This window comes from Rhizobium sp. 10PS4 (assembly GCF_032464805.1).
Taxonomy (GTDB): Bacteria; Pseudomonadota; Alphaproteobacteria; order Rhizobiales; family Rhizobiaceae; genus Rhizobium; species Rhizobium laguerreae.
Genome location: NZ_JAWDIW010000007.1, coordinates 38,370 through 62,902 on the forward strand (window position 1 = coordinate 38,370; position 24,533 = coordinate 62,902).

Below are 24,533 nucleotides of genomic sequence, written 5' to 3' on the forward strand. Positions count from 1 at the left end.
GCGTTAAGGAAAATGTTCTGTAAATCTCGGCCGCCCGCGATATTCGTCGCCCCGTTTCCGGTCGCTCTCTACGCAATACGCAAACGGCCCCGGAAAACCGAGGCCGTTCGAAAATTTGCAATCGAGCCCTGATCAGGCGGCGCGGTAAACTGGTGCGGCCGCCGCCTCGCCGTCGATCTTGAACTGCTGGATGAGCCTGCGCAGCGAGTCGGCCTCGTCGGCCAGTTCGCGGCTGGCGGCAGTCGTCTCCTCCACCATGGCGGCGTTCTGCTGGGTCATCTGGTCCATCTGGTTGACCGTCGCGTTGACGCTCTGCAGCGCGGTGGACTGGTCGTGGCTGGCGCGGGCGATCATCTCGACATGCTGGCTGATCGTGACGATCTGGGCGCTGATCTTGGCGAGCACCGTGCCGGTCTCCTGCACGAATTGCGAGCCGGAATTGACCTCGTTGGTCGACTTGTTGATCAGTCCCTTGATCTCCTGCGCCGCGGCTGCGGAGCGCTGAGCCAGTTCGCGGACTTCCATCGCGACCACCGCGAAGCCTTTACCGGCTTCGCCGGCGCGCGCCGCCTCGATGCCGGCGTTGAGCGCCAGGAGGTTGGTCTGGAAGGCGATCTCGTCGATGACGCCGATGATCTGCTCGATCTGGCGCGAGGCACCTTCGATGCGGCTCATCGCGTCGATCGCATTGCTGACGACGACGGCGGAATCGTCGGCGCTGCGCTTGGCCTGACGGACGATCTGGTCGGCATCCTTGGCGCGTTCGGCCGACGAGCGGACCGTGACGGTGATCTGATCGACGGCGGCCGCGGTCTCTTCGAGCGAGGCAGCCTGCTGTTCAGTACGCTTGGAGAGGTCCTCGGCCGACTGGGCCATCTGGTTGCCATTGCCCTGGATCAGTTCGACATTGTCGCGGATCTGGCTCATCGTCGCCTGCAGGCGCATCATCGAGCCGTTGAAATCCTGGCGCAGCTGTTCGAGACGGCCGATGAAGGGCGTTTCGATCGTCGTCGAGATATCGCCCTGCGACATGCGTTCGAGGCCGGCGGCAAGCGCATTGACCGCGAATTCGATCTGACGATCCATCTCGCGCTTTTCGGCGTCGTTGCGCTGGCGCTCGTGTTCGGCGGCGGCGCGTTCCTCGTCGCTCTGCTCCTCGATGCGGATCTTCGAGATGGCATTTTCCTTGAAGATGCCGAGCGCGCGGGCCATGTCGCCGATTTCATCGTGGCGCTGCTCGCCGGAGATGCTGGTATCCAGTGCCCCTTCGGCGATGCGGCGCATGGCGCCGGTAATATGGCTGATCGGGCGCTGCAGCGTCAGCACAAGGGCAATGCCGCCGAGGATGGACAGCAGGATGCCGAGACCGGTGGTCATGACGGAGATGCTGTTTGCCTGGGTGCGCTCGGTGCCGGCCGTCTGCTTCTGCAGTTCGGCGAAATCGGTCAGCTTTTTCCAGATCTGGTCAAGCTCCTGGCGGGCCGCGGCATAGGCCGCGACGCGCTGGCCGATCGTGTCGACGATCTTCGAACCGCCGCCGGAGATAACGTCCAGCGCCGGCTGGATCGCGCCGGATATGCCTTCGGCAAAGCCCATGCCCTTGGCGCTGGTGACCAGCACCTGCATGTCCTTACCGAGCGTGCCGGCCTGCTGCTGCAGCCGCACGAGATTTTCCTTGCTGGAATCGGCGAGAAAGTCGGAAAGAACGATCTGAAGCGAATAGACCGAATTTTCGAGACGCCTCGTATCCTGCAGGACCGAGTTGGCCTGGGCAATCCGGCCGTCGAGCGCGGCAAATTCCTGCGTCGCGTCACGCATTTTCTGCGTCGCGGTCAACTGCGTATAGGTCGCGGTCTGGCGGAAGCGCGAAACGAGACGGCCGAGTTCGGTGGCGGTCTCGTCGGTCGGATTGGGCGTCTGGGCGATCGTCTTGATGCCGTCGATGGTCGCAGCCAGCGCGTCGACGACATTCTTCTGATTGCTTGGAACCGAGATGGCGATCAGACGCTGCGATTTGATGATCTCAGGCATCTGTTCGTTGATGAAGGCGATCTTGTCCTGCGGTGTCTGCGGCTTGCTGAAGCCGCTGGCGACGGTGCCGAGAAAATCCCCGCCCTTCAGCAGGCGATCAGCGGTGCGAAGGGTAGCGGTGGCGGCACTCTCATCGCTCTGGACCGTGTTCTGCAATTCCTCGGCCTGGTAGGACACGGTGAAACGAGTGCTGATCACGCTCTTCTGGGCGGCGTCGATCTGCTGATGCAATGCCTTCTCCTGCTCGTGCAGGGCCCACAGCTTGTCGACGACGCCCGAAATTTCCTTGGTGCGGCGCGATGCTTCCGCAAGGCTGTCGCGACCGGCGGCCTCGTCACCAACCTGGCTCAGCGTCTGATCGAGCACGCCTTGCTGGGTCTTCAGATCCGCGATCAGTTTGTCGCGCGCCTCAGGGCTGGTGACGCGCAGGAAATCGTCCATCGAACCATAGAGATCCTTGAAGCCACTCAGCGACTGCAGCACGCTGTTGGATATTTCCATGCGGCCCTGCAGAAGTCCTGAAGCGTAGAGGCCCGTCAGGCCCACCGCCGAAATGGTGACGACGAAAGGCAGAACGAAGATCAAAACCTTGGTCTTGATCCTGAAGCGGGAAAGAATCTTGTCAATCAACATGGCGTTCCGGGCCTTTCATACACCACTCCTCCCGCAGGCGGCCACACGGCGCCAGCCGGGTGCACATCGAGCTGTTCTTATTTTACATTGGGGAACCCGGAGGCCAGGCGGCAGTCATTGCCAGTTCATGTCCAAACAACTTGGAGATGCCCAAATATTCGCGAGCAATTGTGTCAGATTAGATATTAATTTTCGGATAAGCGGTTATGGCGGGTTAAGCCAAGGCAGTGAAATAGTTACAAATTATGGACCGCGATGCCGCAGTGCGACAACTAGCATGTCGCAACATTGATTCCAGGTCTGGTGAAAGGATCAGATGAAGTGCGAGAGCAGCAGCGCGAGGCAGGCGGCGGTGGCGCCGGCTGCAAGCATCAGATAGCGCAGGGCGACCATTCGAGCGTTCGGCTTTGCCTCGGCAATTGCGATGGCGCGGGCGCGTCGTGCGTTTCTGTTCATGGGCGAAACCTCACTTCTCTCTAACACAACAACAATCCAACAAATCGGCTTGCCGGTAAAGCTTAATTTAGGGACGACCTTACAAACCGCCAATTGAGACAGGATGGCGCACCTCTATTAAGAAGTCTTGAATCGGTATCTCCAGATATTTCCAAGGCATGTCAAAAAATGTGCAGCGGTTTTGGGGCCCACGACATGCATCAAAACAAAGAGCTTTAAACGCATTCGCCCGCGGCAAAACCGGAAGCCCAGGCCCACTGAAAATTATAGCCGCCGAGCCAGCCGGTGACGTCGACGCATTCGCCGATGAAATAAAGGCCGGGCACGGCTTTGGCTTCCATGCTGCGGGAATCGAGCGCCGCCGTGTCGATGCCGCCGAGCGTCACTTCGGCGGTGCGGTAACCTTCAGAGCCTGACGGTTTCACCGCCCAGTTCTGGACGCCGGCGGCAAGACGCAGCAGCACCTTGTCCGGCAGGTCGGCCATGTTGCCGGAGATCTTTTCGCGCTCGACGAGAAATTGTGCCAGCCGCTTCGGCAGGATCTCGCCGAGTGCCGTCTGCGGCGACTGACGGCCATTGATCTGTTTTGCGGTCTTCAGATGGGCGGCAATGTCGATATCCGGTTCGATCGAGACCACGACCTCGCCGCCTTCGCGCCAAAAGGAAGAGATCTGCAGGACAGCGGGGCCGCTCAGCCCGCGATGGGTGAAAAGCAGCGCTTCGCGGAAGGCGGTCCTCCCGTGGCGGATTTCGGCCGGGACTGCGATGCCGGCGAGCGGCGCGATGCTTTCCAGCAGGCCGGGATCGAGCGTCAGCGGCACGAGGCCGGGTCGGGTTTCGAGCACGGCCAAGCCGAACTGCTCGGCGAGGCGATAGGCAAAGCCGGTGGCGCCCATCTTCGGGATCGACTTGCCGCCGGTGGCGACGATCAGCGACGATGCTTCACAGTGACCTTCGCTCGTCGATACCCGGAAGCCGGATTCGGTCTTTTCGACGGCTGATATTTCGGTGCCAAGATGCAGCGCCGCACCGGCCATGCGCATCTCCGCTAGCAGCATGCGGATGATGTCTTTGGCGCTATCGTCGCAGAAGAGCTGGCCCAGCGTCTTTTCGTGCCAGGCGATGCCGTGGCGGTCGACCATGGCGATGAAATCGGCGGGCGTGAAACGGGCAAGCGCCGACTTGCCGAAGTGCGGGTTGGCGGAGAGGAAATTCTTCGGGCCGGCATGGATATTGGTGAAATTGCAGCGGCCGCCGCCTGATATGCGGATCTTCTCGCCAGGCGCCCTGGCATGGTCGAGGATGACGACCGAGCGGCCGCGTTTTCCGGCACGGATGGCGGCCATCATGCCCGCCGCTCCGGCGCCGATGACGATAACGTCGCTTTTGCGCTGCAAACCCGTTTCCCCGATCAAACCCCGCGTCTTCTTTTCCATCAAAGGGCGAAAGTCAACGTTCTCAACCCCTCGCCAATTGGCAAAGTCTGGTTATGATGGCGCCACGATCAACGCAAACCGGTGTGTCATGTCCCCAAAAAAGACGACGCTGAAGCCTGCCAGAAACGTACCCGCCTCGAAGAAAACTCCCCCGGAACCCGGATCCCTGCGTGGCGTTGCGAACTGGAAGGAAGCAGCGCGGTGGCTGAGGGACAGGGGCATCGAAGACATCGAATGCATCACGCCGGACCTTGCCGGCGTTGCGCGCGGCAAGATGATGCCGAGTTCGAAATTCACCTCCAACACCTCGCTGGCGCTGCCTTCGGCAATCTACCGGCACACGATTTCGGGCGAATATCCCGACGAGACGGAGAGCTTCCGCTATGAGCCGCGCGACAGCGACCTGAAGCTGATGCCCGACCTTTCGACGCTTTCCGTCGTGCCCTGGGAGACCGACCCGACGGCGCAGGTGATCTGCGACATCGTCGATTCGGACGGTGGGGAAGTCCCCTATACGCCGCGCAACGTGCTGAAGCGGATCATGAGCCTCTATCATGAGCGCGGCTGGAAGCCGATCGTGGCGCCCGAGATCGAATTCTACCTCGTCGCCAAGAACGACGATCCCGACTATCCGCTGCACCCGCCGAAAGGCCGGTCCGGCCGCTCGATCCTCGGCGGCCAGGGCTATTCGATCGCCGGCATCAACGAGTTCGACGAGCTGATCGACGACGTCTATCATTTCTCGGAGAAGCAGGGGCTGGAGATCGATACGCTGATCCATGAAGAGGGACCGGCGCAGATGGAGATCAACCTGCGCCACGGCAATCCGATCGAACTTGCCGACCAGGTGTTCCTGTTCAAGCGAACGATCCGCGAGGCGGCGCTGAAACACGACATCTACGCGACCTTCATGGCCAAGCCGATGCAGGGCCAGCCGGGTTCGGCGATGCATATCCATCAGTCGGTGGTCGATATCGAGACGGGCAAGAACATCTTCTCCAATCCCGACGGATCGGCTTCGAAGGAATTTTTCCATTTCATCGGCGGCATGCAGAAATTCGTGCCGAGCGCGATGGCGATGCTTGCACCCTACGTCAATTCCTACCGGCGCCTGCAGCCCGATATGTCCTGCCCGGTCAACAATGCCTGGGGTTACGACAACCGGACGACCGCCTTCCGTGTCCCGGTCTCCGATCCGCAGGCGCGGCGCGTGGAAAACCGGCTGCCGAGCTCGGACGCCAACCCCTATCTCGCACTCGCCGCCTCGCTCGCCTCCGGCCTGCTCGGAATCATGAACGAGATCGAGCCGACGGCGCCGACGGAGGATTCGGCCAATGAGGGCTCGATCGACCTGCCGCGCGGCCTGCTGGAGGCCGTGGCGCTGCTCGAGGACGAACCCGCCTTCGAGGAGATGTTCGGCAAGCAGTTCATCGGCCTTTATGCAGGCGTCAAGCGCGGCGAGTTCGAAACCTTCATGCAGGTGATCAGCCCTTGGGAGCGGGAATTCCTTCTGCTCAACGTGTGAGGGACCATCATGGCATCGCAGGAGACATGGCAGAGCCCGATCGCGCCCGGGCTGTCCTGGTATCAGGCAACGGTCGGGGAGCGGCCCACTTATGCCGCTCTCGACGGCTCGAGAACATGCGACGTCGCCATCGTCGGCGGCGGTTATACCGGCCTGCAGGCCGCCTATAATCTTGCCAAAGCAGGCGTTTCAGTGGTGCTGATCGAGGCCTGCCGCTTCGGCGACGGGGCGTCCGGGCGCAATGGCGGCCAACTGGGCACCGGTCAGCGATGGTGGCCGGAAGAACTCGAGGAGAAGATCGGCTACGAACGCTCGAAGGCGCTGTTCGATCTTGCCGAAGCGGCCAAGTGCCATCTCATCGATTTCGCCCGCGAGCACCAGATCGAGATCGACTATGTGCCCGGCCAGCTCAACGTCGCCCACAAGGCGAGCTACAAACGCGACTACTACGAAAATGCCGAAATCGCCGCCTTACGCTACGGTTATCCGTATCTCAGCTTCATGGACGAGGAGGAAACGCAAGAGAGGCTCGGCTCGAAGCGTTTCCATTGCGGCGTGCGCGATGTCGGCACCGGCCATATCCATCCGCTGAAGCTGCTGGTCGGGCTGGCGCGGGTCGCTGCCAATGCCGGTGCTGAAATCTTCGAGATGACCAAGGCAACGGCGATCCGCCAAAGCGGCGGCAAGGTGACGATCGAAACCGAAAGGGGAACGATCACCGCTGAGCGCGCGCTGATCGCCTGCAACGGCCATATCGGCGACCTCGAGCCGGTGACGGCAAGCCACGTCATGCCGATCCGCTCCTTCATCGGTGCCACGGCACCGCTCGACGGGCATCCGGATGTGCTGCCCGGGGGCGAGGCCGTGGCCGATTCGCGCTTCGTCGTGCGCTACTTCCGCAAATTCGGCGACGGCCGTCTGCTGTTCGGCGGACGCGAGGCCTATACCTCGGACAATCCGCGGGACATTTCGCTGCACATCCGCCGGCAGATTGCCGAGATCTACCCGGACCTCAAGGACATCGAGATCACCCATGCCTGGGGCGGCAACGTCGGTATCACCATGCCGCGCCAGCTCTTCGTGCGCGAGGTCATGCCCGGTGTCATCTCGATCGGCGGTTATTCCGGCCATGGCGTCATGCTGTCAAACTACTGTGGCAAGCTCTACGCGGACACGGTGCTTGGAAAATCTCGCGATCTCGACCTCTTCACATCGCTTGATATTCCACCCTTTCCCGGTGGTGCGCGCATGCGGGCGCCGTTGCTTTTCCTCGCCTTGTCGTGGTTTGCGCTTCGCGACAAGTTTTAGTCCGATTGCGGATTTCATCTTCCGGAAATTCGCTCTAAAACCGGTGCCTGAGAGATTCATTGCACTGCACACTGGCTTTTTTAAATCGATTAGATTAAAAGAGCCGTCAACAAGCCTGATTGAGAGACAAGCTCATGAGCAGCCAAATCATTCCCGTTGAGCCTTTTGATTACGTCGTTTTCGGCGGCAGCGGCGACCTTGCCGAACGCAAATTGCTGCCCGCCCTTTATCATCGCCAGATCGAAGGCCAGTTCAGCGAACCGACCCGCGTGATCGGCGCCTCGCGCAGCCCGTTGACCCACGAGGAATACCGCAATTTTGCCCGCGATGCGCTGAAGGAACACCTGAAGAAGGGCGAATATGACGAGGCTGAGGTGGAGAAGTTCTGTGCCCGCCTCTACTACGTCTCGGTCGATGCCCGCACGGATACTGGCTGGGATCAGCTGAAGAAGCTGCTCGACGAAGGCAAGGATCGCGTGCGCTCCTTCTATCTCGCGGTCGCGCCCGGCATCTTCGGCGATATTTCGCAGAAAATCGCAGACCATAAGCTGATCACCAAGTCGACCCGCATCGTCGTCGAAAAGCCGATCGGCCGCGATCTCGCCTCGGCGCTGCAGCTCAACGACACGATCGGCCGTGCCTTCAAGGAAGAGCAGATCTTCCGCATCGACCACTATCTCGGCAAGGAGACGGTGCAGAACCTGATGGCGCTGCGCTTTGCCAATGCGCTCTATGAGCCGCTCTGGAATGCCAACTACATCGACCACGTGCAGATCACCGTGGCTGAATCGGTCGGCCTCGAAGGCCGCGCCGGCTATTACGACACGGCGGGCGCACTGCGCGATATGGTGCAGAACCACATCCTGCAGCTGCTCTGCCTGACGGCGATGGAAGTGCCCTCGTCGATGGACTCCGAAGCCGTGCGCGACGAGAAGCTGAAGGTGCTGCGCGCGCTGAAGCCGCTCAATGCCTCCAACGTCGAGCAGGCGACGGTCCGCGGCCAGTATCGCGCCGGCGCATCGGGCAGCGGCCCGGTCAAGGGCTATCTCGAAGAGCTGGAAGGCGGCGTCTCGAACACCGAGACCTTCGTCGCCATCAAGGCCGAGATCAACAACTGGCGCTGGGCCGGCGTTCCCTTCTATATACGAACCGGCAAACGCCTGACCGGGCGCATGTCCGAGATCGTCATCACCTTCAAGCCGATCCCGCACGCGATCTTCGACCAGGCGGCCGGGCGCATCGTCGCCAACCAGCTGATCATCCGCCTGCAGCCTGATGAGGGCGTCAAGCAGTCGCTGATGATCAAGGATCCGGGTCCGGGCGGCATGCGCCTGCGCAACGTCTCGCTCGACATGAGCTTCGCCCAGGCCTTCAACGTCCGCAATCCGGACGCCTACGAGCGCCTGCTGATGGACGTGATCCGTTCCAACCAGACGCTGTTCATGCGCCGCGACGAAGTCGAAGCCGCGTGGAAATGGGTGGATCCGATCCTCAAGGGTTGGGAAACGACCGGCCAGCAGGTGCAGGGCTATACGGCCGGCACCTGGGGACCGAGCCAGGCCATCGCGCTGATCGAGCGTGACGGCCGCACCTGGCATGACGAAATCTAGGACGAAATCGATGGCATCGACCCTGCATTCCTTCGCCAGCGCCGCAGACCTCGCCGGCAGTCTCGCCGATAAGGTCGCCGATACGCTTTCGGCAGCGATCGCCGCCCGCGGAACGGCGTCCATCGCCGTTTCCGGCGGCTCCACACCGAAGGCCTTCTTCCAGGCGCTTTCGACGCGCGACATCGCCTGGGAAAAAGTGACGATCACGCTTGTCGACGAACGCTTCGTGCCGGCCGACAATCCGCGCTCGAACCATCTGCTGGTCGACGCCAATCTGCTTCAAAACAAGGCAAAGGCGGCGCGCTTCGTGCCGCTTTACCAGCCGGCACCTTCCGTCGAGGAAGCTGCAAGACTTGCGACGGCAAAAAGCGCCGAGATCGGCATCCCCTTCGACATCGTCATCCTCGGCATGGGTGGCGACGGCCACACCGCCTCGTTCTTTCCCGGCGGCAGCAATCTTGCCAAGGCGCTCGACGCATCGACGCCGCGCGGCATCATCACCATGGAAGCGGAAGGGGCCGGCGAGCCGCGCCTGACCTTCACCTTCTCCAGTCTTGAGGATGCCGCACTCCTGGTTCTCCATATCGAGGGCGAAGGCAAAAAAGACGTTCTCGCCAAGGCGGAAGGCAGCGGTGAAGAGGCAGAAATGCCGATCCGCGCCATTCTGCGCCGGGCCACTTCCCCGGTCGAGATCTACTGGGCTCCCTGATCCGCCGTAGATTTGAAATTCAGATCTAGGCCGGAGCCGCCGAAACAGATAGAGACAACGAACAAGGCAGGGATTTTCCATGTCCGCTCATGCACGCATCTCTGCGATCACCGATCGCATCGTCGAACGCTCGAAGCCCACCCGCGAACGCTATCTCGAACGCCTGCGCGCGGCCGCCTCGCAGGGCGTGCAGCGCTCGGTGCTTGGCTGCGCCAACCTCGCCCACGGCTTCGCGGTCTGTTCCCCCGCCGACAAGGATGCGCTTGCCGGCGACCGCATCGCCAATCTCGGCATCATCACCGCCTATAACGACATGCTCTCGGCCCACCAGCCGTTCGAGACCTATCCGGCGATTATCCGTGAGGCAGCCGCCGAAGCAGGCGGCGTGGCGCAGGTGGCCGGCGGCGTGCCAGCGATGTGCGACGGCGTCACCCAGGGACAGCCGGGCATGGAGCTCTCGCTCTTCTCGCGCGATCTGATCGCCATGTCTGCGGGCGTCGGCCTGTCGCACAATATGTTCGATGCCGCCCTCTTCCTCGGCGTCTGCGACAAGATCGTGCCAGGCCTGGTGATCGCAGCCCTGTCCTTCGGGCACCTGCCGTCGATCTTCGTTCCGGCCGGCCCGATGACCACAGGCCTGCCGAACGACGAGAAGTCGCGCGTGCGCCAGCTCTTCGCCGAGGGCAAGGTCGGACGCGCCGAACTGCTGGAAGCGGAATCGAAATCCTATCACGGCCCCGGCACCTGCACCTTCTACGGCACCGCCAATTCCAACCAGATGCTGATGGAGATCATGGGCTTCCACATGCCGGGCTCCTCCTTCATCAATCCCGGCACGCCGCTGCGCGAAGCGCTGACGCGCGAAGCTGCCAAGCGGGCGCTGGCGATCACCGCGCTCGGCAACGAATTCACGCCGGCGGGCGAGATGATCGACGAACGCTCGGTCGTCAACGGCGTCGTCGGCCTGCATGCGACCGGCGGCTCGACCAATCATACGCTGCACCTCGTCGCCATGGCGCGGGCAGCCGGCATCCAGCTCACCTGGCAGGACATTGCCGAGCTTTCGGAAATCGTCCCGCTGCTTGCCCGCGTCTATCCGAACGGACTGGCCGACGTGAACCATTTCCAGGCGGCCGGCGGCATGGGATTCCTCATCAAGGAACTGTTGAAACACGGCCTGGTGCATGACGACGTTCGCACCGTCTTCGGTCAAGGTCTCCAAGCCTATACGGTCGACGCCCGTCTCGGCGAAAAGGGCGCCGTCCTGCGCGAGCCGTCGCCGGAAAAAAGCGTCGATCCCAAAGTGCTCTCCAGCATCGAGACGCCGTTCCAGGCGAATGGCGGGTTGAAGATGCTGCGCGGCAATCTCGGCAAGGCGGTCATCAAGATATCGGCCGTCAAGCCGGAGCGTCACATCATCGAAGCGCCAGCGGTCATCTTCCACAGCCAGCAGGAGCTGCAGGATGCCTTCAAGGAAGGCAAGCTCAACCGCGATTTCATCGCCGTCGTGCGCTTCCAGGGCCCAAAGGCGAACGGCATGCCGGAACTGCACAAGCTGACGCCACCGCTCGGCGTGCTGCAGGACCGCGGCTTCCGCGTAGCGCTGCTCACCGACGGGCGCATGTCCGGCGCATCCGGCAAGGTGCCGGCCGCGATCCACGTCACGCCGGAAGCGGTCGACGGCGGTCCGATCGCCCGCATCCGCGAGGGCGACATCATTCGCCTCGACGCGATCAAGGGCACGCTCGAGCTGCTCGTCGATGCGGCCGACATGGCCGAGCGTGAACCTGTCGTCGTCGATCTTTCCGACAATGAATTCGGGATGGGCCGCGAGCTCTTCGCACCGTTCCGCCGCGCCGTCGGACCTTCGGACCAGGGTGCGAGCGTGCTCTTCCACCACTGAGCGTGGTCACTGGAGACAGACAAAAACCCACGGGGCGCGCGCAGCACCCCGTGGGTTTTTGATTTCAGTCGAATGGTCCCTCAGGCCCGGACGTCGAGAACGTAGTCACGGTGGGCCGGATGGGTGCTGTAGACGAAGATCTTGTTCAGCTCCTTTTGCGTCAGCAGGCGCAGGAAGCGCACGTCGATCGTATTGTTGGCGTTGACCTTCATCAGCAGGCAGCCGACCTTGGTGATGCGGGCATCCGGAATATCCAGATAGAACTGCTTCGGTAGGCTGAACTGGGTCAGGATCGCGAGTGTCGCGCTGCTCATCGAGATCCGGACAATGTCGCAGCGGCGCGAAGCCGCGTGCATGACGCCCTTTTCCGTATATTCGATGCGCGCGGCATTCATCGTGTCCTCCATTTTGAACCGCGCCTCGCGGTCATACATGAAGGATTCTTCCTTGCTCAGGAAATGAGATTTTGGCTGTGACGGATTGGAAGCGGCCACGTGCTTATCCCCCTCATAAATTGACGAGGAAAAGGTAGCAGCCGATCTTTAACAGAAAGTGAGAATTCGGCCCGTCCTGCACAATTCCTGGGGTGATCACCCCAAAAATGGCCGCCTCATTTCCGGTAGGTATGACCGGTTGCGTCAAAGAGATGCAACTTCTGCCTGTCGGCGGCAAACCGCATCCTCTGGCCCTTCTTCACATCATAGATGCCGGGCAGTTTGACGACGATCGGCTCGCCGGGAACCAGGCCCTCGATATAAAGCAGCGTCACTTCGCCGAGCGCTTCGACGATCGACACCTCACCTTCGAAAAGGTAGTCGGCGCCGTCGGCAACCCCGAGATCCTCCGGACGAACGCCGAAGCTTGCCTGCTTGCCCATTTCGGACGCATCGGTCGCGATATCGAGCGTCACCGACATGCCGCCGGTCAGCGTCACCGTCGTCTGGCTTCCAGTCCCTGATATCGTCGCGGGGATGATGTTCATCGCCGGCGAGCCGATGAATTTCGCAACAAAGAGGTTTGCCGGGCGCTCGTAGAGGTCCAGCGGCGCACCGACCTGCTCGATATTGCCGGCGGAGAGTACGACGATGCGGTCGGCGAGCGTCATCGCCTCGACCTGGTCATGGGTGACGTAGATCATCGTCGTATCGGCCATCTGTTCGTTCAGACGGGCGATCTCGATGCGGGTCGCGACGCGCAGCGCGGCATCGAGGTTGGAGAGCGGCTCGTCGAACAGGAAGACCTTGGGATCGCGGCAGATGGCGCGGCCGATCGCCACGCGCTGGCGCTGGCCGCCGGAAAGCGCCTTCGGCAGGCGACCGAGATATTGGGTCAGCTGCAGGCTCTCGGCCGCCGCCTTGACGCGGCGATCGATTTCCTGCTTGCTTTCGCCGGCGATCTTCATGCCGAACGCCATGTTATCGAAGACGGTCATATGCGGGTAGAGCGCATAGGACTGGAAGACCATGGCGATGCCGCGCTTGGAGGGCGGCACGTCATTGACGAGATGGCCATCGATATACATCTCACCGCCGGTGATCGCCTCAAGACCGGCGATCATGCGCAGAAGCGTGGATTTGCCACAGCCGGACGGACCGACGAAGACGATGAATTCGCCCTGCTTGATATCGAGGTCGATACCGTGGAGAACGTCCACGGAACCGTAGGATTTGCGAATATCCTTCAGCGTCAGTCCAGTCATTTCTCTCTCTCCCCTGCGTTCTTTAGGCGAGACGGGCGAAATACGCCCCCCAGGCCGGAATATCGATCTTGTCGCCATAGTTGTTGCTGGTAAAGCCATGGCCCGTCAATGCCTGCCATTCTCCCGCCGGCAAGATGACGCCGACCTCGGCCGGGCTCATGTTGAAGATGCAGAGCAGCTTCTCATTGCCGTATTCACGGGTGAAGACCAGGCTATCGCCCTGTGTTTCCTCGAATTCGATCTCGCCCTTGGCAAAAGCCGGGTGCAGCTTGCGGAAGGCGATGAAGCGGCGATAGTGCTCCAGCACCGAAGTCTCGTCGCCCAGCTGAACGCTGACGGCACGCAGGATATGCTCGACGGGCACCGGCAACCAGGGCTTGACCGTCGAGAAGCCGCCCTGGGCGACCTGGCTGTCCCAGACCATCGGCGTGCGGCAGCCGTCGCGGCCCTTGAATTCCGGCCAGAACTGGATGCCATAGGGGTCCTGCAGATCCTGATAGGCGAGATCGGCCTCGGTCAGCGCCAGTTCCTCGCCCTGATAGAGGCAGACGGAGCCGCGCAGCGTCAACAGCAAAGAGGCATAGAGCTTGGCAAAGGCGTCGTGATCGGCGACCAGCCCACCCCAGCGGCTGACATGGCGCATGACGTCGTGATTGGAGAGGGCCCAGCAGGCCCAGCCATCCGGCGCCGCAGCTTCGAAATCCTGCATCACCTCCTCGACCCGCTCCGGCGTCAGCGGATCGGGTGCCAGGAACTCGAAGGCATAACACATGTGCATCTTGTCGTTGCCGGAGGTGTATTCGCCAACGATTTCGAGGCCGCGCTGGCTGTCGCCGACTTCGCCGACGGCGGCGATCGCCGGGAACTCCTCGAGAACGGCGCGAAAACGCTTCAGGAAGGCAAGGTTTTCGGGCCGGTTCTTGTCGTAGATATGCTCCTGAAAATTATAGGGATTGACCGCCGGCGCCGTCGAGGCGTTGCGGCGCTCGGGCGCAAGCGCCGGATTGTCGCGCAGCTGCGTGTCATGGAAATAGAAATTGATGGTGTCGAGGCGGAAGCCGTCGACGCCGCGATTGAGCCAGAAGCGCACGACATCGAGCAGACGGTCCTGCACCTCAGGGTTATGCAGGTTCATGTCCGGCTGCGAGGTCAGGAAATTGTGCATGTAATATTGCATGCGCGTCGGATCCCACGCCCATGCCGAGCCGCCGAAGATCGACAGCCAGTTGTTCGGCGGCGTGCCGTCCGGTTTGGCGTCCGCCCAGACATACCAGTCGGCCTTCGCGTTGGTCTTGCTGGAGCGGCTTTGGACGAACCAGGGATGCTGATCCGAGCTGTGGGAGATGACGAGGTCGATCATTACGCGGATGCCGAGGCGATGGGCCTCTGATATCATCGTGTCGAAATCCACCAGCGTGCCGAAGATCGAATCGACGTTCTCGTAATCGGAAACGTCATAACCGAAATCGCGCATCGGCGAGGTGAAGAAAGGCGAGATCCAGATCGCATCGACGCCAAGGCTTGCCACATGGGGCAGGCGGGCGGTGATGCCCTTCAGGTCGCCGATGCCGTCACCGTTCGAATCCTGGTAGGAGCGCGGATAGATCTGATAGATCACCGCGCCGCGCCACCAGTCCTTGTCAGGGGTCGAGATCGATTGGGAAGCCACGTTCATGGAATATCCTGTTTGAAGTCACGTTCGGGAATGGTCAGCCTCCCTTGACCGAACCCGCCAGCAGACCGCGCACCAGGTAACGCTGAAGCCCAAAGAAAACGAGCAGCGGCACGATGATGGTGACGAAGGCTGACGCCGTCAAAATCTCCCAATTGCCGCCGCGTGAGCCGAGCAGCGCGTTCAGGCTGCCGGTCAGCACGATGTGGTCCTTGTCGGTGCCGAGGAAGACCATGGCGACGAGCAGGTCGTTCCACACCCATAGGAACTGGAAGATGGCGAAGGAGGCGAGTGCCGGGAAGGAGAGAGGCAATACGATGCGGACGAAGATCTCGAAATCGCTCGCGCCGTCGACACGGGCGGATTCGATGATCTCCTTCGGCAGGCCGGCGATATAGGCCCGTAAGAGATAGATGGCGAGCGGCATGCCGAAAGCGGTATGAGCCAGCCAGATGCCGGGATAGGTCTTCGACGGCTGGCCGAGCATGTTGCCGATCTCGTTGTAGAGACGCAGCAGCGGGATCAGGGACATCTGCAGCGGCACGACGATGAGGCCGACGACGAGCGCGATCAGCAGCGCGCGGCCGGGAAACTCCATCCAGCTCAGGGCATAAGCGGCGAAAGCGGCAATCAGGATCGGGATGATCGTCGCCGGGATCGTCACGGTCAGCGAGTTGATGAAGGATTGGCCAATGCCCTCGCCTCTTAGAACCGTGTTGTAGTTCTGCATCGTGAATTCCGGCGGTGCCGAGACGGATGCATAGATGCGCCGCGGGCGCTGGTCGGGCGAAAAGGCGGCGTTCTTCACATAGCGATAACTGCCGTCGCTGTTGATCTGGAGGGTTTCACCGTCGCCGAGATCGGCGGTCTCACCGGCCTTGAAGGCGGCCGGCTGCTGCACGCGGTTGCCGAAGGCCTTCACCTCGCGGCCGGTCTGGCCTTCCAGCACATTGCCGACAATGACATAGGCGGCACCTTCCTGCTGCTGCTGGTCCGGTGTGCCCAAGCGAACGGCAACGGTCTGCGTCGAGCCGACGAAGGCCGTCCACCAGCCGGAGACGACGATCTGGTCCTTGTCGCGCAGCGCACTGACAAAGATGCCGAGCGTCGGGATGAGCCAGATGATGACGATTAAGAGAACGGCTGCGTGAACGAAGAGCCGGGCGGGGCCGATCTTGAAGTAGCTTCCGATAGCGGTCATCTCAGTGCCCCTTCAATTCGCGATTGGCGCGGCGCACGTTCCAGACCATGATCGGCGTGACGGCGAGCATGATGATGATGGCGATGACCGCGCTTCGGCCGGAATCGCCGCCGCCGCGGAACATCCAGTCGAACATCAGGTTCGCCAGCACCATCGTCTGCCACTGGCCGTTGGTCATGGTCAGCACGATGTCGAAGACCTTGAGGACGAGGATGGTGATCGTCGTCCAGACGACGGCGATGCTGCCCCAGACTTGCGGCACCATGATGCGCCAGAAGATCTGCCAGCCATTGGCGCCGTCGATGACGGCCGCTTCGATCGTCTCTTCCGGAATGCCGCGAAGAGCCGCCGACAGGATGACCATGGCGAAACCGGTCTGGATCCAGATCAGAATGATCATCAAGAAGAAGTTGTTCCAGAAGGGAATGGAGATCCACACCTCCGGCGTGCCGCCGAAGGTCTGGACGATGGCGTTCAGCAGGCCGATCTGGACGTCGTTGCCGCCGCGATATTCATAAATGAATTTCCAGATGACCGAGGCGCCGACGAAGGAGATCGCCATCGGCATGAAGACGATGCTCTTGGCGATATTGCCCCACCAGATGCGATCGGTCATCACGGCGATAACGAGGCCGAAGAAGGTGCAGGCAGCCGGCACGACGGCGAGCCAGAGAATGTTGTTGAAGATCGACTGGCGGAACTCGCGGTCGCCGAGCGCCCATTTGTAGTTAGCGAGGCCGACGAACTGCAGACCGGCGCGGTCGTAGAAGGAGAGGATGAAGGTCGCAACGACGGGATAGACGAGATAGACGATGAGCAGGAAGAGCGCCGGGCCGATGAACAACCACGGCCGGACGAGTGCACGCCGGTTGAGATTGCGCGATGCGGCGCGGATGTCGCCATCCTTCACCGGCAGAGCGAGATCCAGGATCTTGTTCGAAAAATAGAAATAGGCCGAGCACGCGACAACGGCGACGACCACGACGCTTAAAGCGGACACTATCTGCAACAGCATTTCGTCCCTCCCCTGCTTCCCCTGATCTTATTCCGACCGGTTTTTATTCTGACGGGTCAACGCCGGTCATCGTCAATTTATTTGTATTGCCCAATCACAATATATCCTGCGATGGCCGGGCTCTTTGCGAGTCCGGCCAGTCATGCAAAGCCATGCCGCCGGCAAGCCGGCGGCATAATTTTAGAAGATTACTTGATGCCGTCCCAGGCGCTCTGGATTTCGCCTGCAGCCTCTTCAGCGGACTTGCCGCCGACGAAATCGACCATGCCGGTCCAAAAGGCGCCGGCGCCGATCTTGCCCGGCATCAGGTCGGAACCGTCGAAGCGGAAGGTGGTGGCGGAGGTCAGGATATCGCCTTCCTTCTTCATCTGCGGGTTGGCATAGGCCTCGGTGCTGACGCTCTTATACGGCGTCAGGAAGCTCGACTGCGCCATCCAGACCTCATGGGCGATCGGGGTTTTCAGGAAGTCGATGAAGGCGCGAGCAGCCTTCGAGTCCTTGGCGATCGAGACGAGCGTGCCGGCGCCCAGAACCGGCTTGCCGAGTTCGGGATGCGAAGCAAAGGTCGGCATGTAGAAGAAGTCGGCATCCTGGCCGAGCTTCGTGCCCTCAGGGAAGAAGGACGGGATGAACGAGGCCTGATGGTGCATGTAGCACTTCGGCGGAACCGCAAAGAGGCCCTTCGGGCTGTCGCGGAAATCGGTCGAAGCCACGGCTGCGACGCCGCCATCGACGTATTTGGCGTTCTTGGCGAACTTGCCGAACTCGTCGATCGCGGCAACGACGGCCGGATCGGTGAACTTCAGCTCGTTGGTCGTCCACTTATCGTAGGCTTCCGGCGGCTGCATGCGCAGCATGATGTCCTCGACCCAGTCGGTCGCCGGCCAGCCGGTGGCGCCGCCGGAACCGAGACCGATGCACCAGGGAACGCCGCCGTCCTTGACGATCTGGTCGGTCAGGGCATGCAGCTCTTCCATGGTCGTCGGGATCTTGTAACCGGCTTCCTCGAAATTCTCCGGCACGTACCAGACCAGCGATTTTACGTCGGCCTTGTAGGGGAAGGCGTAGAAGGCTTCCTTGCCGTCCTTGCCCTTGTAGGTGCCGTAACCGACCCAGCTGTCGCCGGCGCCGTAATTGTCCTTGATCCACTTGGAGTTGTCATCGCCGAGCGGCGTCAGGAAGCCCTTGCTGGCAAGATCGGCCAGGAGGCCGGGCTGCGGCAGAACGGCAATGTTCGGCGGCGAACCCGCCTGCGTGTCGATGACAATCTGCTGTTCGTAGTTTTCGGAAGAGGAGTATTTGGCATCGATGCCGGTGGCTTCGGTGAAATAGGCAAGCACGCTCATGAAGAACGCCTCGTCCTCGCCGCGCCACGGCCCGAAGATCGTCAGCGGCTGACCCTTCAGATCGGCATGAGCAGCCTTGAACTCGTCATAGCTCTTCCAGTTGAACTTGGAGTCCTGTCCCGGGGCAAATTTCAAATCGGCCGCGGACGCAGCACCGGCAAAAAGCGCTGCCACGGCAACGCCCATCAAAAATGACTTTTTCATGTGATCAACCTCCCATCACAATCCCAACCGCGCCGAATTCCCGCAAATAAAGAAATTTCAAAGCGCTTTGACACCAAACTCATTCCACTTTCGGTGGAATGGAGTCAAGTTAATTCGCGAGCAGCCGCGGCAAACACGCCAGATATCGCGGCATATCGCGGCGCAACAGCGCCTATCGGGAAATATGGAGCGATTTTTCTTGAGTCAAGCGCGGCAGATGATACATAATTGAAAGCGCTTTGGATGCCGCTGGGAGGCAGCAGGCCTTTTCAAGACGGCTGACGGGCGGGCTGGGAGGAAGCATAGCAGGTGAATCTCAAACAGCTATCGGAATTGCTGGGGCTGTCTCAGACGACGGTGAGCCGGGCGCTCAACGGCTATCCCGAGGTCAATGAGGCGACCCGGGAGCGCGTGCTTCAGGCCGTCAAGGAAACCGGATACAGGCCGAACAAGGCGGCGCAGCGGCTTGCGACCGGCAAGGCAGGCTCCATCGGTCTCGTCATGCCGACGGCGCCCGGCCACCAGTCCGACGTGCATTTCGGTGAATTCCTGGCCGGGCTCGGCGAAGAGGCCGTGCGCCACGATTTCCACTTCGTCATCATGCCGGCCGACCCGAATGACGAGGTGGCGGCGCTGCGCCGCCTTGCGATCAGCGGCAATGTCGATGCCCTGTTCGTCGCCTATATGCGCGGCCACGATCCGCGGCTCGCCATGTTGAAATCGCTCTCTATGCCTTATGTCGTGCACGGCCGTTCCTTCGGTTCGGAGCCGGACTATCCCTATCTCGACATCGACAATGAAGGCGCCTTCTACGATGCGACGCGGCTCTTGCTTCAACTCGGCCATACGCGCTTTGCGCTGATGAACGGACCGATGCATCTCGATTTCGCCATCCGCAGGAAGAACGGCGTCATATCAGCCCTTGCCGAGCGCGGGCTCGCGCTCGAGGAGGGTTGCATGAGCCACGCGCTGATGACGGACGAGCAAGGCCTGCTGGCGATGGAACATTTCCTACAATTGCCGGAGCGGCCGACGGCGATCCTCTGCTCCAGCACGGTGCTGGCGCTTGGCGCGATCCGCGCGGTCAACCAGGCCGGATTGCGGCTCGGTGAGGATATCTCGCTGATCGCCCATGACGACGTGCTGCCGCTGCTGAAACCGGAAAGCTTTTCCGTGCCGCTGACGACGACGCGCTCTTCACTGCGGGCGGCGGGCGTTCGCATCGCGCAGCGGCTGATCGGCACCGTGAAGCAGGCCGGCCCCTTCCCCGACCAGGAGCTCTGGAAGACCGAGCTGATCGTCAGGGCCTCGACCGGTCCTGCACCGCAGGCCTAGGTCCTGTTGACAAAGTGTGGCAGCCAAATCCTTGCCGCGGCTAAAGCTAGGAAGGCTTCGAAGGATTTTCGGGTCTTGTCGTAACGTATAGCAATGCGTCGGAATTGTTTAAGTCTATTGAACATCCGCTCGATAAGATTGCGATCCTTGTAGGTTTTGAAATCGCACGATGGCGGGTTTTTGCGGTTCGCTTTGGGTGGAATGACTGGCTTTATGCCGTGAATTAAAAGCTCTTCGCGAATGGCGTCACCATCATAGCCTTTATCGGCCAGAAACAGTCTTGGTTTGCCGACTGGCATTGCCAGCAAGTCAGGCACAGCGGCGTAATCTGAGGTTTCGCCGCCCGTCGGGACGAAGCCAAGAGGGCGTCCTTGACCGTCTGTGCGGGCATGGATTTTTGTCGTAAAGCCGCCGCGTGATCGACCAAAAATCTCCTTATAAGTCCCCCTTTAGCGCCCGCTGCCTGTGAATGGCCTCGAACCGTCGTGCTGTCGATCATATGCTGCCAGTCATCGGTCAGCCCCAATTCCAGGTTCGCGATCGTGTCGGCAGCTTCTGTTGAAGATCAGGGCCGCCTTCGACTTGAAGCGGAGATAGAAGCCCCATTATTCGGCCCCGCTTCGCTCACGATGCCGGCGAGCTCCGTGGCGGCAATGCCGTCGGCTCGGAACTTCTGCGCTGCAATCCCCACCATGCCGCATCTGAAGCTGTCGTTTCGGCCCTTTTCGTAACGCATCCCCACTCTTTGCAATTTTCATCATTGCATTACGACCGTAATATGGATAAGTGATCGTACTGCAATAGTACGCCAATGGTAAAAACTCAGCGGTTTGGAGACAGTAATGACCTTAAATTCCAAAAAGACCGCCCTTGTAACGGGAGCCTCATCCGGTATCGGTCGCGCGAGTGCCGAGGCCTTGGCACGAGCCGGCTTCACAGTCTTCGGCACGAGCCGCAAGCCTAGTAGCGGGAGCTCGGGCCAGATCTCGATGCTGGCTTGTGACGTGACCGATGAAGACTCTGTGGCGTCGCTCGTTTCGACGGTGCTCTCAAGCACCGGACGTATCGACGTTCTCGTCAACAACGCCGGCCTGGGGATGTTTGGCGGGGCCGAAGAGTCCTCCATTGCTCAGGTTCAGAGCCTGTTCGACGTCAACCTGTTCGGTGTCATGCGGATGACCAACGCCGTGCTGCCTTCAATGCGGCGTCGCGGAGAGGGGCGCATCGTCAACCTCAGTTCGGCGCTGGGGTTCGTACCGGCACCGTACTCGGCGCATTACGCCGCGAGCAAGTATGCGCTCGAAGGCTATTCGGAGTCGCTCGATCACGAAATCCGCGGTTTCAACGTCCGCGTCTCGCTGATCGAGCCGGGCACCGTCCAAGGCAGTTTCGACCACAGCTCGCTGGAGCCGGATGCCAAGATGGCGGAGTATGACGCAGGGCGTGCCTGGGTGCATGATTTTTACGAGAAGTCGAAGCTCACGGCTGATACGCCCGAGGACGTAGCGGGGGCAGTCCTTTTGGCGGCCACGGCCAAGCGCCATCGGCAGCGTTACACCGTCGGCAAGGTCGCATGGCAGGTCAGCCTGCTGCGGCGTCTCTTGCCTGCGACGTTGTTCGACAAGGCCTTGCGCCAGCAGTTCCGCATGCCGGGAAGATAATCATTATGTTTACAACCTTTGATCAAAGCGAGGTACTTATTGTGTCCGACCGTCCATCTGTTCTCATCACCGGCGCATCGACCGGCATTGGCGAAGTCTATGCGGAGCGGTTTGCTCGTCGCGGGCATGATCTCGTTCTCGTGGCCCGCAACAAGACCCGCCTCGATGCCGTTGCGGCGCGTCTGCACGAAGAAACCGGCGTCGCGATCGACATCATTCAGGCCGACCTCACCGAGATCGCCGACCTCGAGACGGTGGAGACCCGCCTGCGCGAGGATCACACTATTGGCGTTCTCATCAACAACGCCGGCGGCAATCTACGCGGCGGCTTCCTCGATCAGAAAACCGAAGACGTAGCCCGTCTCGTGGCGCTGAATACCACCGCTGTCGTTCGCCTCGCAAATGCGGTCGCACCGCGGTTTGCGGACGCAGGGACCGGCTCCATCGTCAACATCTCGTCGGTCGTCGGTATCGCGCCCGAGTTCGCCATGTCCGTTTATGGCGCGACCAAGGCCTTCGTCACCTTCCTGTCGCAGGGCCTCAGCCTCGAACTCGGTCCAAAGGGCGTCTACGTCCAGGCCGTTCTTCCCGCCGCGACGCGGACAGAAATCTGGGAGCACTCCGGCATCGACGTTAACACGATGACCGGCGTCATGGAGGTCGGCGATCTCGTGGATGCGGCCCTCGTCGGCTATGATCGCCGCGAGGCGGTGACGATCCCGCCGCTTCCCGACCCAACGCAGTGGGATGCGTATCAGGCGGCCCGGCAGGCCATGCTTCCCAACACCCGTCAGCAGCATGCCGCCGAACGCTATCGCGTCGCCGGATAATCTGCATCGCCACACCCTCAATTCGACAGGACGAAGACAATGACGTTCAAAGCTTTGCTCGCCTCCAAGGATGGCGATACGCTCTCCGCGACGATCGTAGACCTGACCGAGGCCGATCTGATGGACGGCGACGTGACAGTCGCTGTGGATTACTCGACCGTGAACTACAAGGACGGGATGGCCGTAACCGGACGACTGCCGGTGATCCAGACGTTTCCGCTCGTTCCCGGCATAGACCTCGCCGGAACGGTGGAAGCGTCCTCCCATCCTGATTTCAAGGTTGGTGACCGGGTGGTTGCCAACGGCTGGGGGCTGAGTCAGACCCATCACGGCGGATATGCGCAGAAGGCCCGGTTGAGCGGCGACTGGCTCGTCAAGCTCCCCGAATCGCTCTCCACGGAGGATGCGATGGCCATCGGCACTGCTGGCTACACGGCCATGCTGTCCGTGCTGGCACTTGAGCATGGCGGGATCACGCCTGATAAAGGCGACATCCTCGTGACGGGAGCCAATGGCGGCGTCGGATCGATCGCCATTGCACTGCTCTCGGGGCTCGGATACCGCGTCATCGCCTCCACGGGCCGACTTGAGGAAACAGCCTATCTGCGGGAACTCGGAGCGGCTGAGATCATTGATCGGAACACATTGTCGGAATCAGGAGCCCCCGTTGCGGCCGAACGCTGGGCCGGTGCGATCGACAGCGTCGGCAGTCATACGCTGGCAAACGTCCTGGCACAGACGAAGTATCGTGGCGTCGTGACCAGTTGTGGGCTTGCCCAGGGTCGCGACCTTCCCGCCACGGTGCTCCCGTTCATTCTCCGCAACATCACCCTTGCCGGCATCGACTCGGTTAATGCCCCGCAGGCAGTGCGTCTGGAAGCATGGGCGCGTCTCGCCCGCGATCTCGATCTCGCGAAACTCGCGCGCACGACGACAGTCATCGGTCTGGCGCAGGTCCCCGGCGTCGCCGAGAGCATTCTGGGCGGGCACGTTCAGGGCCGCACGGTCGTCGACGTCAATCTTTAGGGTTGTCAGGAGAAGCGGAACTTGGTTTTCCCGTAATGACACGCGATCACTGAAGAAGCAGGAGTCAGCCCGGTCTAGCCCGAACTAGGCGGACTCCAAGCGGTTTTGCAGCCGCTCCGCGCACGACGTGTGCGGCCGCAGCGGTGCCAATTGGGCAGTTGTATTGCGCTCACCTCGTGATATTATGATCGTAATGTAATGGAGATTTGAAGGGCGCCTCATGCGATACGAAAAAGGCCGAAAAGACACGTCACGCCGAAGGATCATCGATGTCGCTATCGAGCGGTTTCGCACGGATGGAATTGCGGGCTCGGGTCTTGCGACGATCATGAAGGATGCCGGTCTGACCAATGGCGCCTTCTATCCCCACTTTCCCTCGAAAGCCGATCTCGTCCGGGAAACCTTGTCGGATGCCCTGAGCAAGCAAGCAGTATGGCTGCGCGAGGTGTTGGACGAAGGGGGCCTCGACGGCGTGATCGACTTCTACCTCTCGCCAGAACATCGGGACAATCCAGGACTGGGCTGCGCCTCCGCAGCTCTGCTGCCGGAGCTTGCGCGGCAGCCGGAGGAGACGCGCGGCATGTATGCCGAACAGTCCCGCATCCTTGTGCTCCTGCTTGCCGAAGCGCTTCCAGCAGATGTCGAAGCGAGGGAGGACGTGGCATACGCATTTTTTGCGACACTGATCGGGACACTCCAACTGGCACGGGCGGTCAATAATGAAGTGTCGGGCCGCATTCTGCAGGCTGGAAAGAACGCCTTACGCGCCTTGGCGGGTCTTACGCACTCACCGGCCTTTTGAGCCTGAAATCCATACAAGAGCACGCGCTCTATAAGTGTTCGGACGGGGTCACACTTGGCGTCATTGCCTCCGACAACACCTGAACTTTGCCGCTACGCGGCGAATCAAAACCTTGCCAGCAACGAACCAAC

19 protein-coding genes and 1 pseudogene are annotated in these 24,533 nt (G+C 61.2%); 10 read left to right on the forward strand and 10 right to left on the reverse strand.

All coding sequences use genetic code 11. The features are described 5' to 3' along the window. Nucleotides 1–132: 132 nt before the first annotated feature. From RWJ89_RS14680 to RWJ89_RS14690, 3 genes are all read right to left on the reverse strand, one after another. Complete coding sequence (locus RWJ89_RS14680; protein ID WP_316031076.1) at nucleotides 133–2,664, reverse strand: methyl-accepting chemotaxis protein; 2,532 nt, start codon at nucleotides 2,662–2,664, stop codon at nucleotides 133–135. Nucleotides 2,665–2,976: 312 nt separating this feature from the next. Further along, a complete protein-coding gene (locus RWJ89_RS14685) occupies nucleotides 2,977–3,120 on the reverse strand; it encodes a hypothetical protein (RefSeq protein ID WP_165503813.1) in 144 nt (47 codons plus the stop codon). A 215-nt stretch (nucleotides 3,121–3,335) separates the two neighbouring features. Next, nucleotides 3,336–4,556 (reverse strand): NAD(P)/FAD-dependent oxidoreductase, encoded by a 1,221-nt coding sequence (locus tag RWJ89_RS14690; RefSeq protein WP_077977657.1) that lies wholly within the window; start codon nucleotides 4,554–4,556, stop codon nucleotides 3,336–3,338. 88 nt (nucleotides 4,557–4,644) lie between these two features. On the opposite strand from RWJ89_RS14690, the gene RWJ89_RS14695 reads away from it, so the two are divergent. The 5 genes from RWJ89_RS14695 (at nucleotide 4,645) to edd (ending at nucleotide 11,611) form a co-directional block, all read left to right on the forward strand. Then, complete coding sequence (locus RWJ89_RS14695; protein ID WP_017967073.1) at nucleotides 4,645–6,081, forward strand: glutamine synthetase family protein; 1,437 nt, start codon at nucleotides 4,645–4,647, stop codon at nucleotides 6,079–6,081. A 9-nt stretch (nucleotides 6,082–6,090) separates the two neighbouring features. Further along, a complete protein-coding gene (locus RWJ89_RS14700; RefSeq protein WP_316031077.1) occupies nucleotides 6,091–7,389 on the forward strand; it encodes an NAD(P)/FAD-dependent oxidoreductase in 1,299 nt (432 codons plus the stop codon). A 134-nt stretch (nucleotides 7,390–7,523) separates the two neighbouring features. Continuing rightward, nucleotides 7,524–8,999, forward strand: a complete 1,476-nt coding sequence (gene zwf, locus RWJ89_RS14705) for a glucose-6-phosphate dehydrogenase (RefSeq protein ID WP_168256658.1) — start codon at nucleotides 7,524–7,526, stop codon at nucleotides 8,997–8,999. A 10-nt stretch (nucleotides 9,000–9,009) separates the two neighbouring features. Further along, on the forward strand, nucleotides 9,010–9,708 hold the full coding sequence (gene pgl, locus RWJ89_RS14710; protein WP_151520231.1) for a 6-phosphogluconolactonase: 699 nt from the start codon (nucleotides 9,010–9,012) through the stop codon (nucleotides 9,706–9,708). Between the two features lie 79 nt (nucleotides 9,709–9,787). After that, nucleotides 9,788–11,611: a phosphogluconate dehydratase gene (gene edd / locus RWJ89_RS14715; protein WP_077977653.1), complete on the forward strand. Its 1,824-nt coding sequence runs from the start codon at nucleotides 9,788–9,790 to the stop codon at nucleotides 11,609–11,611. A gap of 80 nt (nucleotides 11,612–11,691) precedes the next feature. Here the strand turns inward: edd and RWJ89_RS14720 are convergent, their stop codons facing one another. The 6 genes from RWJ89_RS14720 to RWJ89_RS14745 all read right to left on the reverse strand — a co-directional run bounded on the left by RWJ89_RS14720 (nucleotide 11,692) and on the right by RWJ89_RS14745 (nucleotide 18,748). Next, nucleotides 11,692–12,045: a hypothetical protein gene (locus RWJ89_RS14720; protein WP_077977652.1), complete on the reverse strand. Its 354-nt coding sequence runs from the start codon at nucleotides 12,043–12,045 to the stop codon at nucleotides 11,692–11,694. A gap of 176 nt (nucleotides 12,046–12,221) precedes the next feature. Then, nucleotides 12,222–13,310: an ABC transporter ATP-binding protein gene (locus tag RWJ89_RS14725; RefSeq protein WP_077977651.1), complete on the reverse strand. Its 1,089-nt coding sequence runs from the start codon at nucleotides 13,308–13,310 to the stop codon at nucleotides 12,222–12,224. 22 nt (nucleotides 13,311–13,332) lie between these two features. After that, nucleotides 13,333–14,985 carry a beta-galactosidase BglA gene (gene bglA, locus RWJ89_RS14730; protein ID WP_221953984.1) on the reverse strand — a complete coding sequence of 551 codons (1,653 nt, stop codon included), beginning with the start codon at nucleotides 14,983–14,985 and terminating at the stop codon, nucleotides 13,333–13,335. A gap of 34 nt (nucleotides 14,986–15,019) precedes the next feature. Then, entirely contained in the window at nucleotides 15,020–16,183 is a 1,164-nt protein-coding gene (locus RWJ89_RS14735; protein ID WP_168283540.1) for a carbohydrate ABC transporter permease, read from the reverse strand. 1 nt (nucleotide 16,184) lies between these two features. Beyond that, nucleotides 16,185–17,198: a carbohydrate ABC transporter permease gene (locus RWJ89_RS14740; protein ID WP_025393183.1), complete on the reverse strand. Its 1,014-nt coding sequence runs from the start codon at nucleotides 17,196–17,198 to the stop codon at nucleotides 16,185–16,187. A 188-nt stretch (nucleotides 17,199–17,386) separates the two neighbouring features. Next, on the reverse strand, nucleotides 17,387–18,748 hold the full coding sequence (locus tag RWJ89_RS14745; protein WP_011650499.1) for an ABC transporter substrate-binding protein: 1,362 nt from the start codon (nucleotides 18,746–18,748) through the stop codon (nucleotides 17,387–17,389). A gap of 309 nt (nucleotides 18,749–19,057) precedes the next feature. Between RWJ89_RS14745 and RWJ89_RS14750 the strand changes: the two genes are divergently transcribed. After that, nucleotides 19,058–20,083, forward strand: coding sequence for a LacI family DNA-binding transcriptional regulator (locus tag RWJ89_RS14750; protein ID WP_168283539.1), 1,026 nt, complete (start codon nucleotides 19,058–19,060; stop codon nucleotides 20,081–20,083). On the opposite strand, the pseudogene RWJ89_RS14755 reads toward RWJ89_RS14750, so the two are convergent. Further along, nucleotides 20,080–20,615 (reverse strand): annotated as a pseudogene (locus tag RWJ89_RS14755) (IS5 family transposase); the annotation flags it as partial. The gene RWJ89_RS14750 and the pseudogene RWJ89_RS14755 overlap by 4 nt on opposite strands. Before the next feature lie 310 nt (nucleotides 20,616–20,925). Between RWJ89_RS14755 and RWJ89_RS14760 the strand changes: the two are divergent. The 4 genes from RWJ89_RS14760 to RWJ89_RS14775 all read left to right on the forward strand — a co-directional run bounded on the left by RWJ89_RS14760 (nucleotide 20,926) and on the right by RWJ89_RS14775 (nucleotide 24,402). Beyond that, the gene (locus RWJ89_RS14760; protein ID WP_168283538.1) at nucleotides 20,926–21,744 is read left to right on the forward strand and encodes an oxidoreductase; all 819 of its coding nucleotides are present in this window, start codon (nucleotides 20,926–20,928) and stop codon (nucleotides 21,742–21,744) included. A 41-nt stretch (nucleotides 21,745–21,785) separates the two neighbouring features. Next, nucleotides 21,786–22,574 carry an SDR family NAD(P)-dependent oxidoreductase gene (locus RWJ89_RS14765; protein ID WP_131664737.1) on the forward strand — a complete coding sequence of 263 codons (789 nt, stop codon included), beginning with the start codon at nucleotides 21,786–21,788 and terminating at the stop codon, nucleotides 22,572–22,574. A 39-nt stretch (nucleotides 22,575–22,613) separates the two neighbouring features. Next, nucleotides 22,614–23,600 (forward strand): acrylyl-CoA reductase (NADPH), encoded by a 987-nt coding sequence (gene acuI, locus RWJ89_RS14770; protein ID WP_131664736.1) that lies wholly within the window; start codon nucleotides 22,614–22,616, stop codon nucleotides 23,598–23,600. A 220-nt stretch (nucleotides 23,601–23,820) separates the two neighbouring features. Further along, entirely contained in the window at nucleotides 23,821–24,402 is a 582-nt protein-coding gene (locus RWJ89_RS14775; protein WP_131664735.1) for a TetR/AcrR family transcriptional regulator, read from the forward strand. The last annotated feature ends 131 nt before the right edge of the window (nucleotides 24,403–24,533 follow it).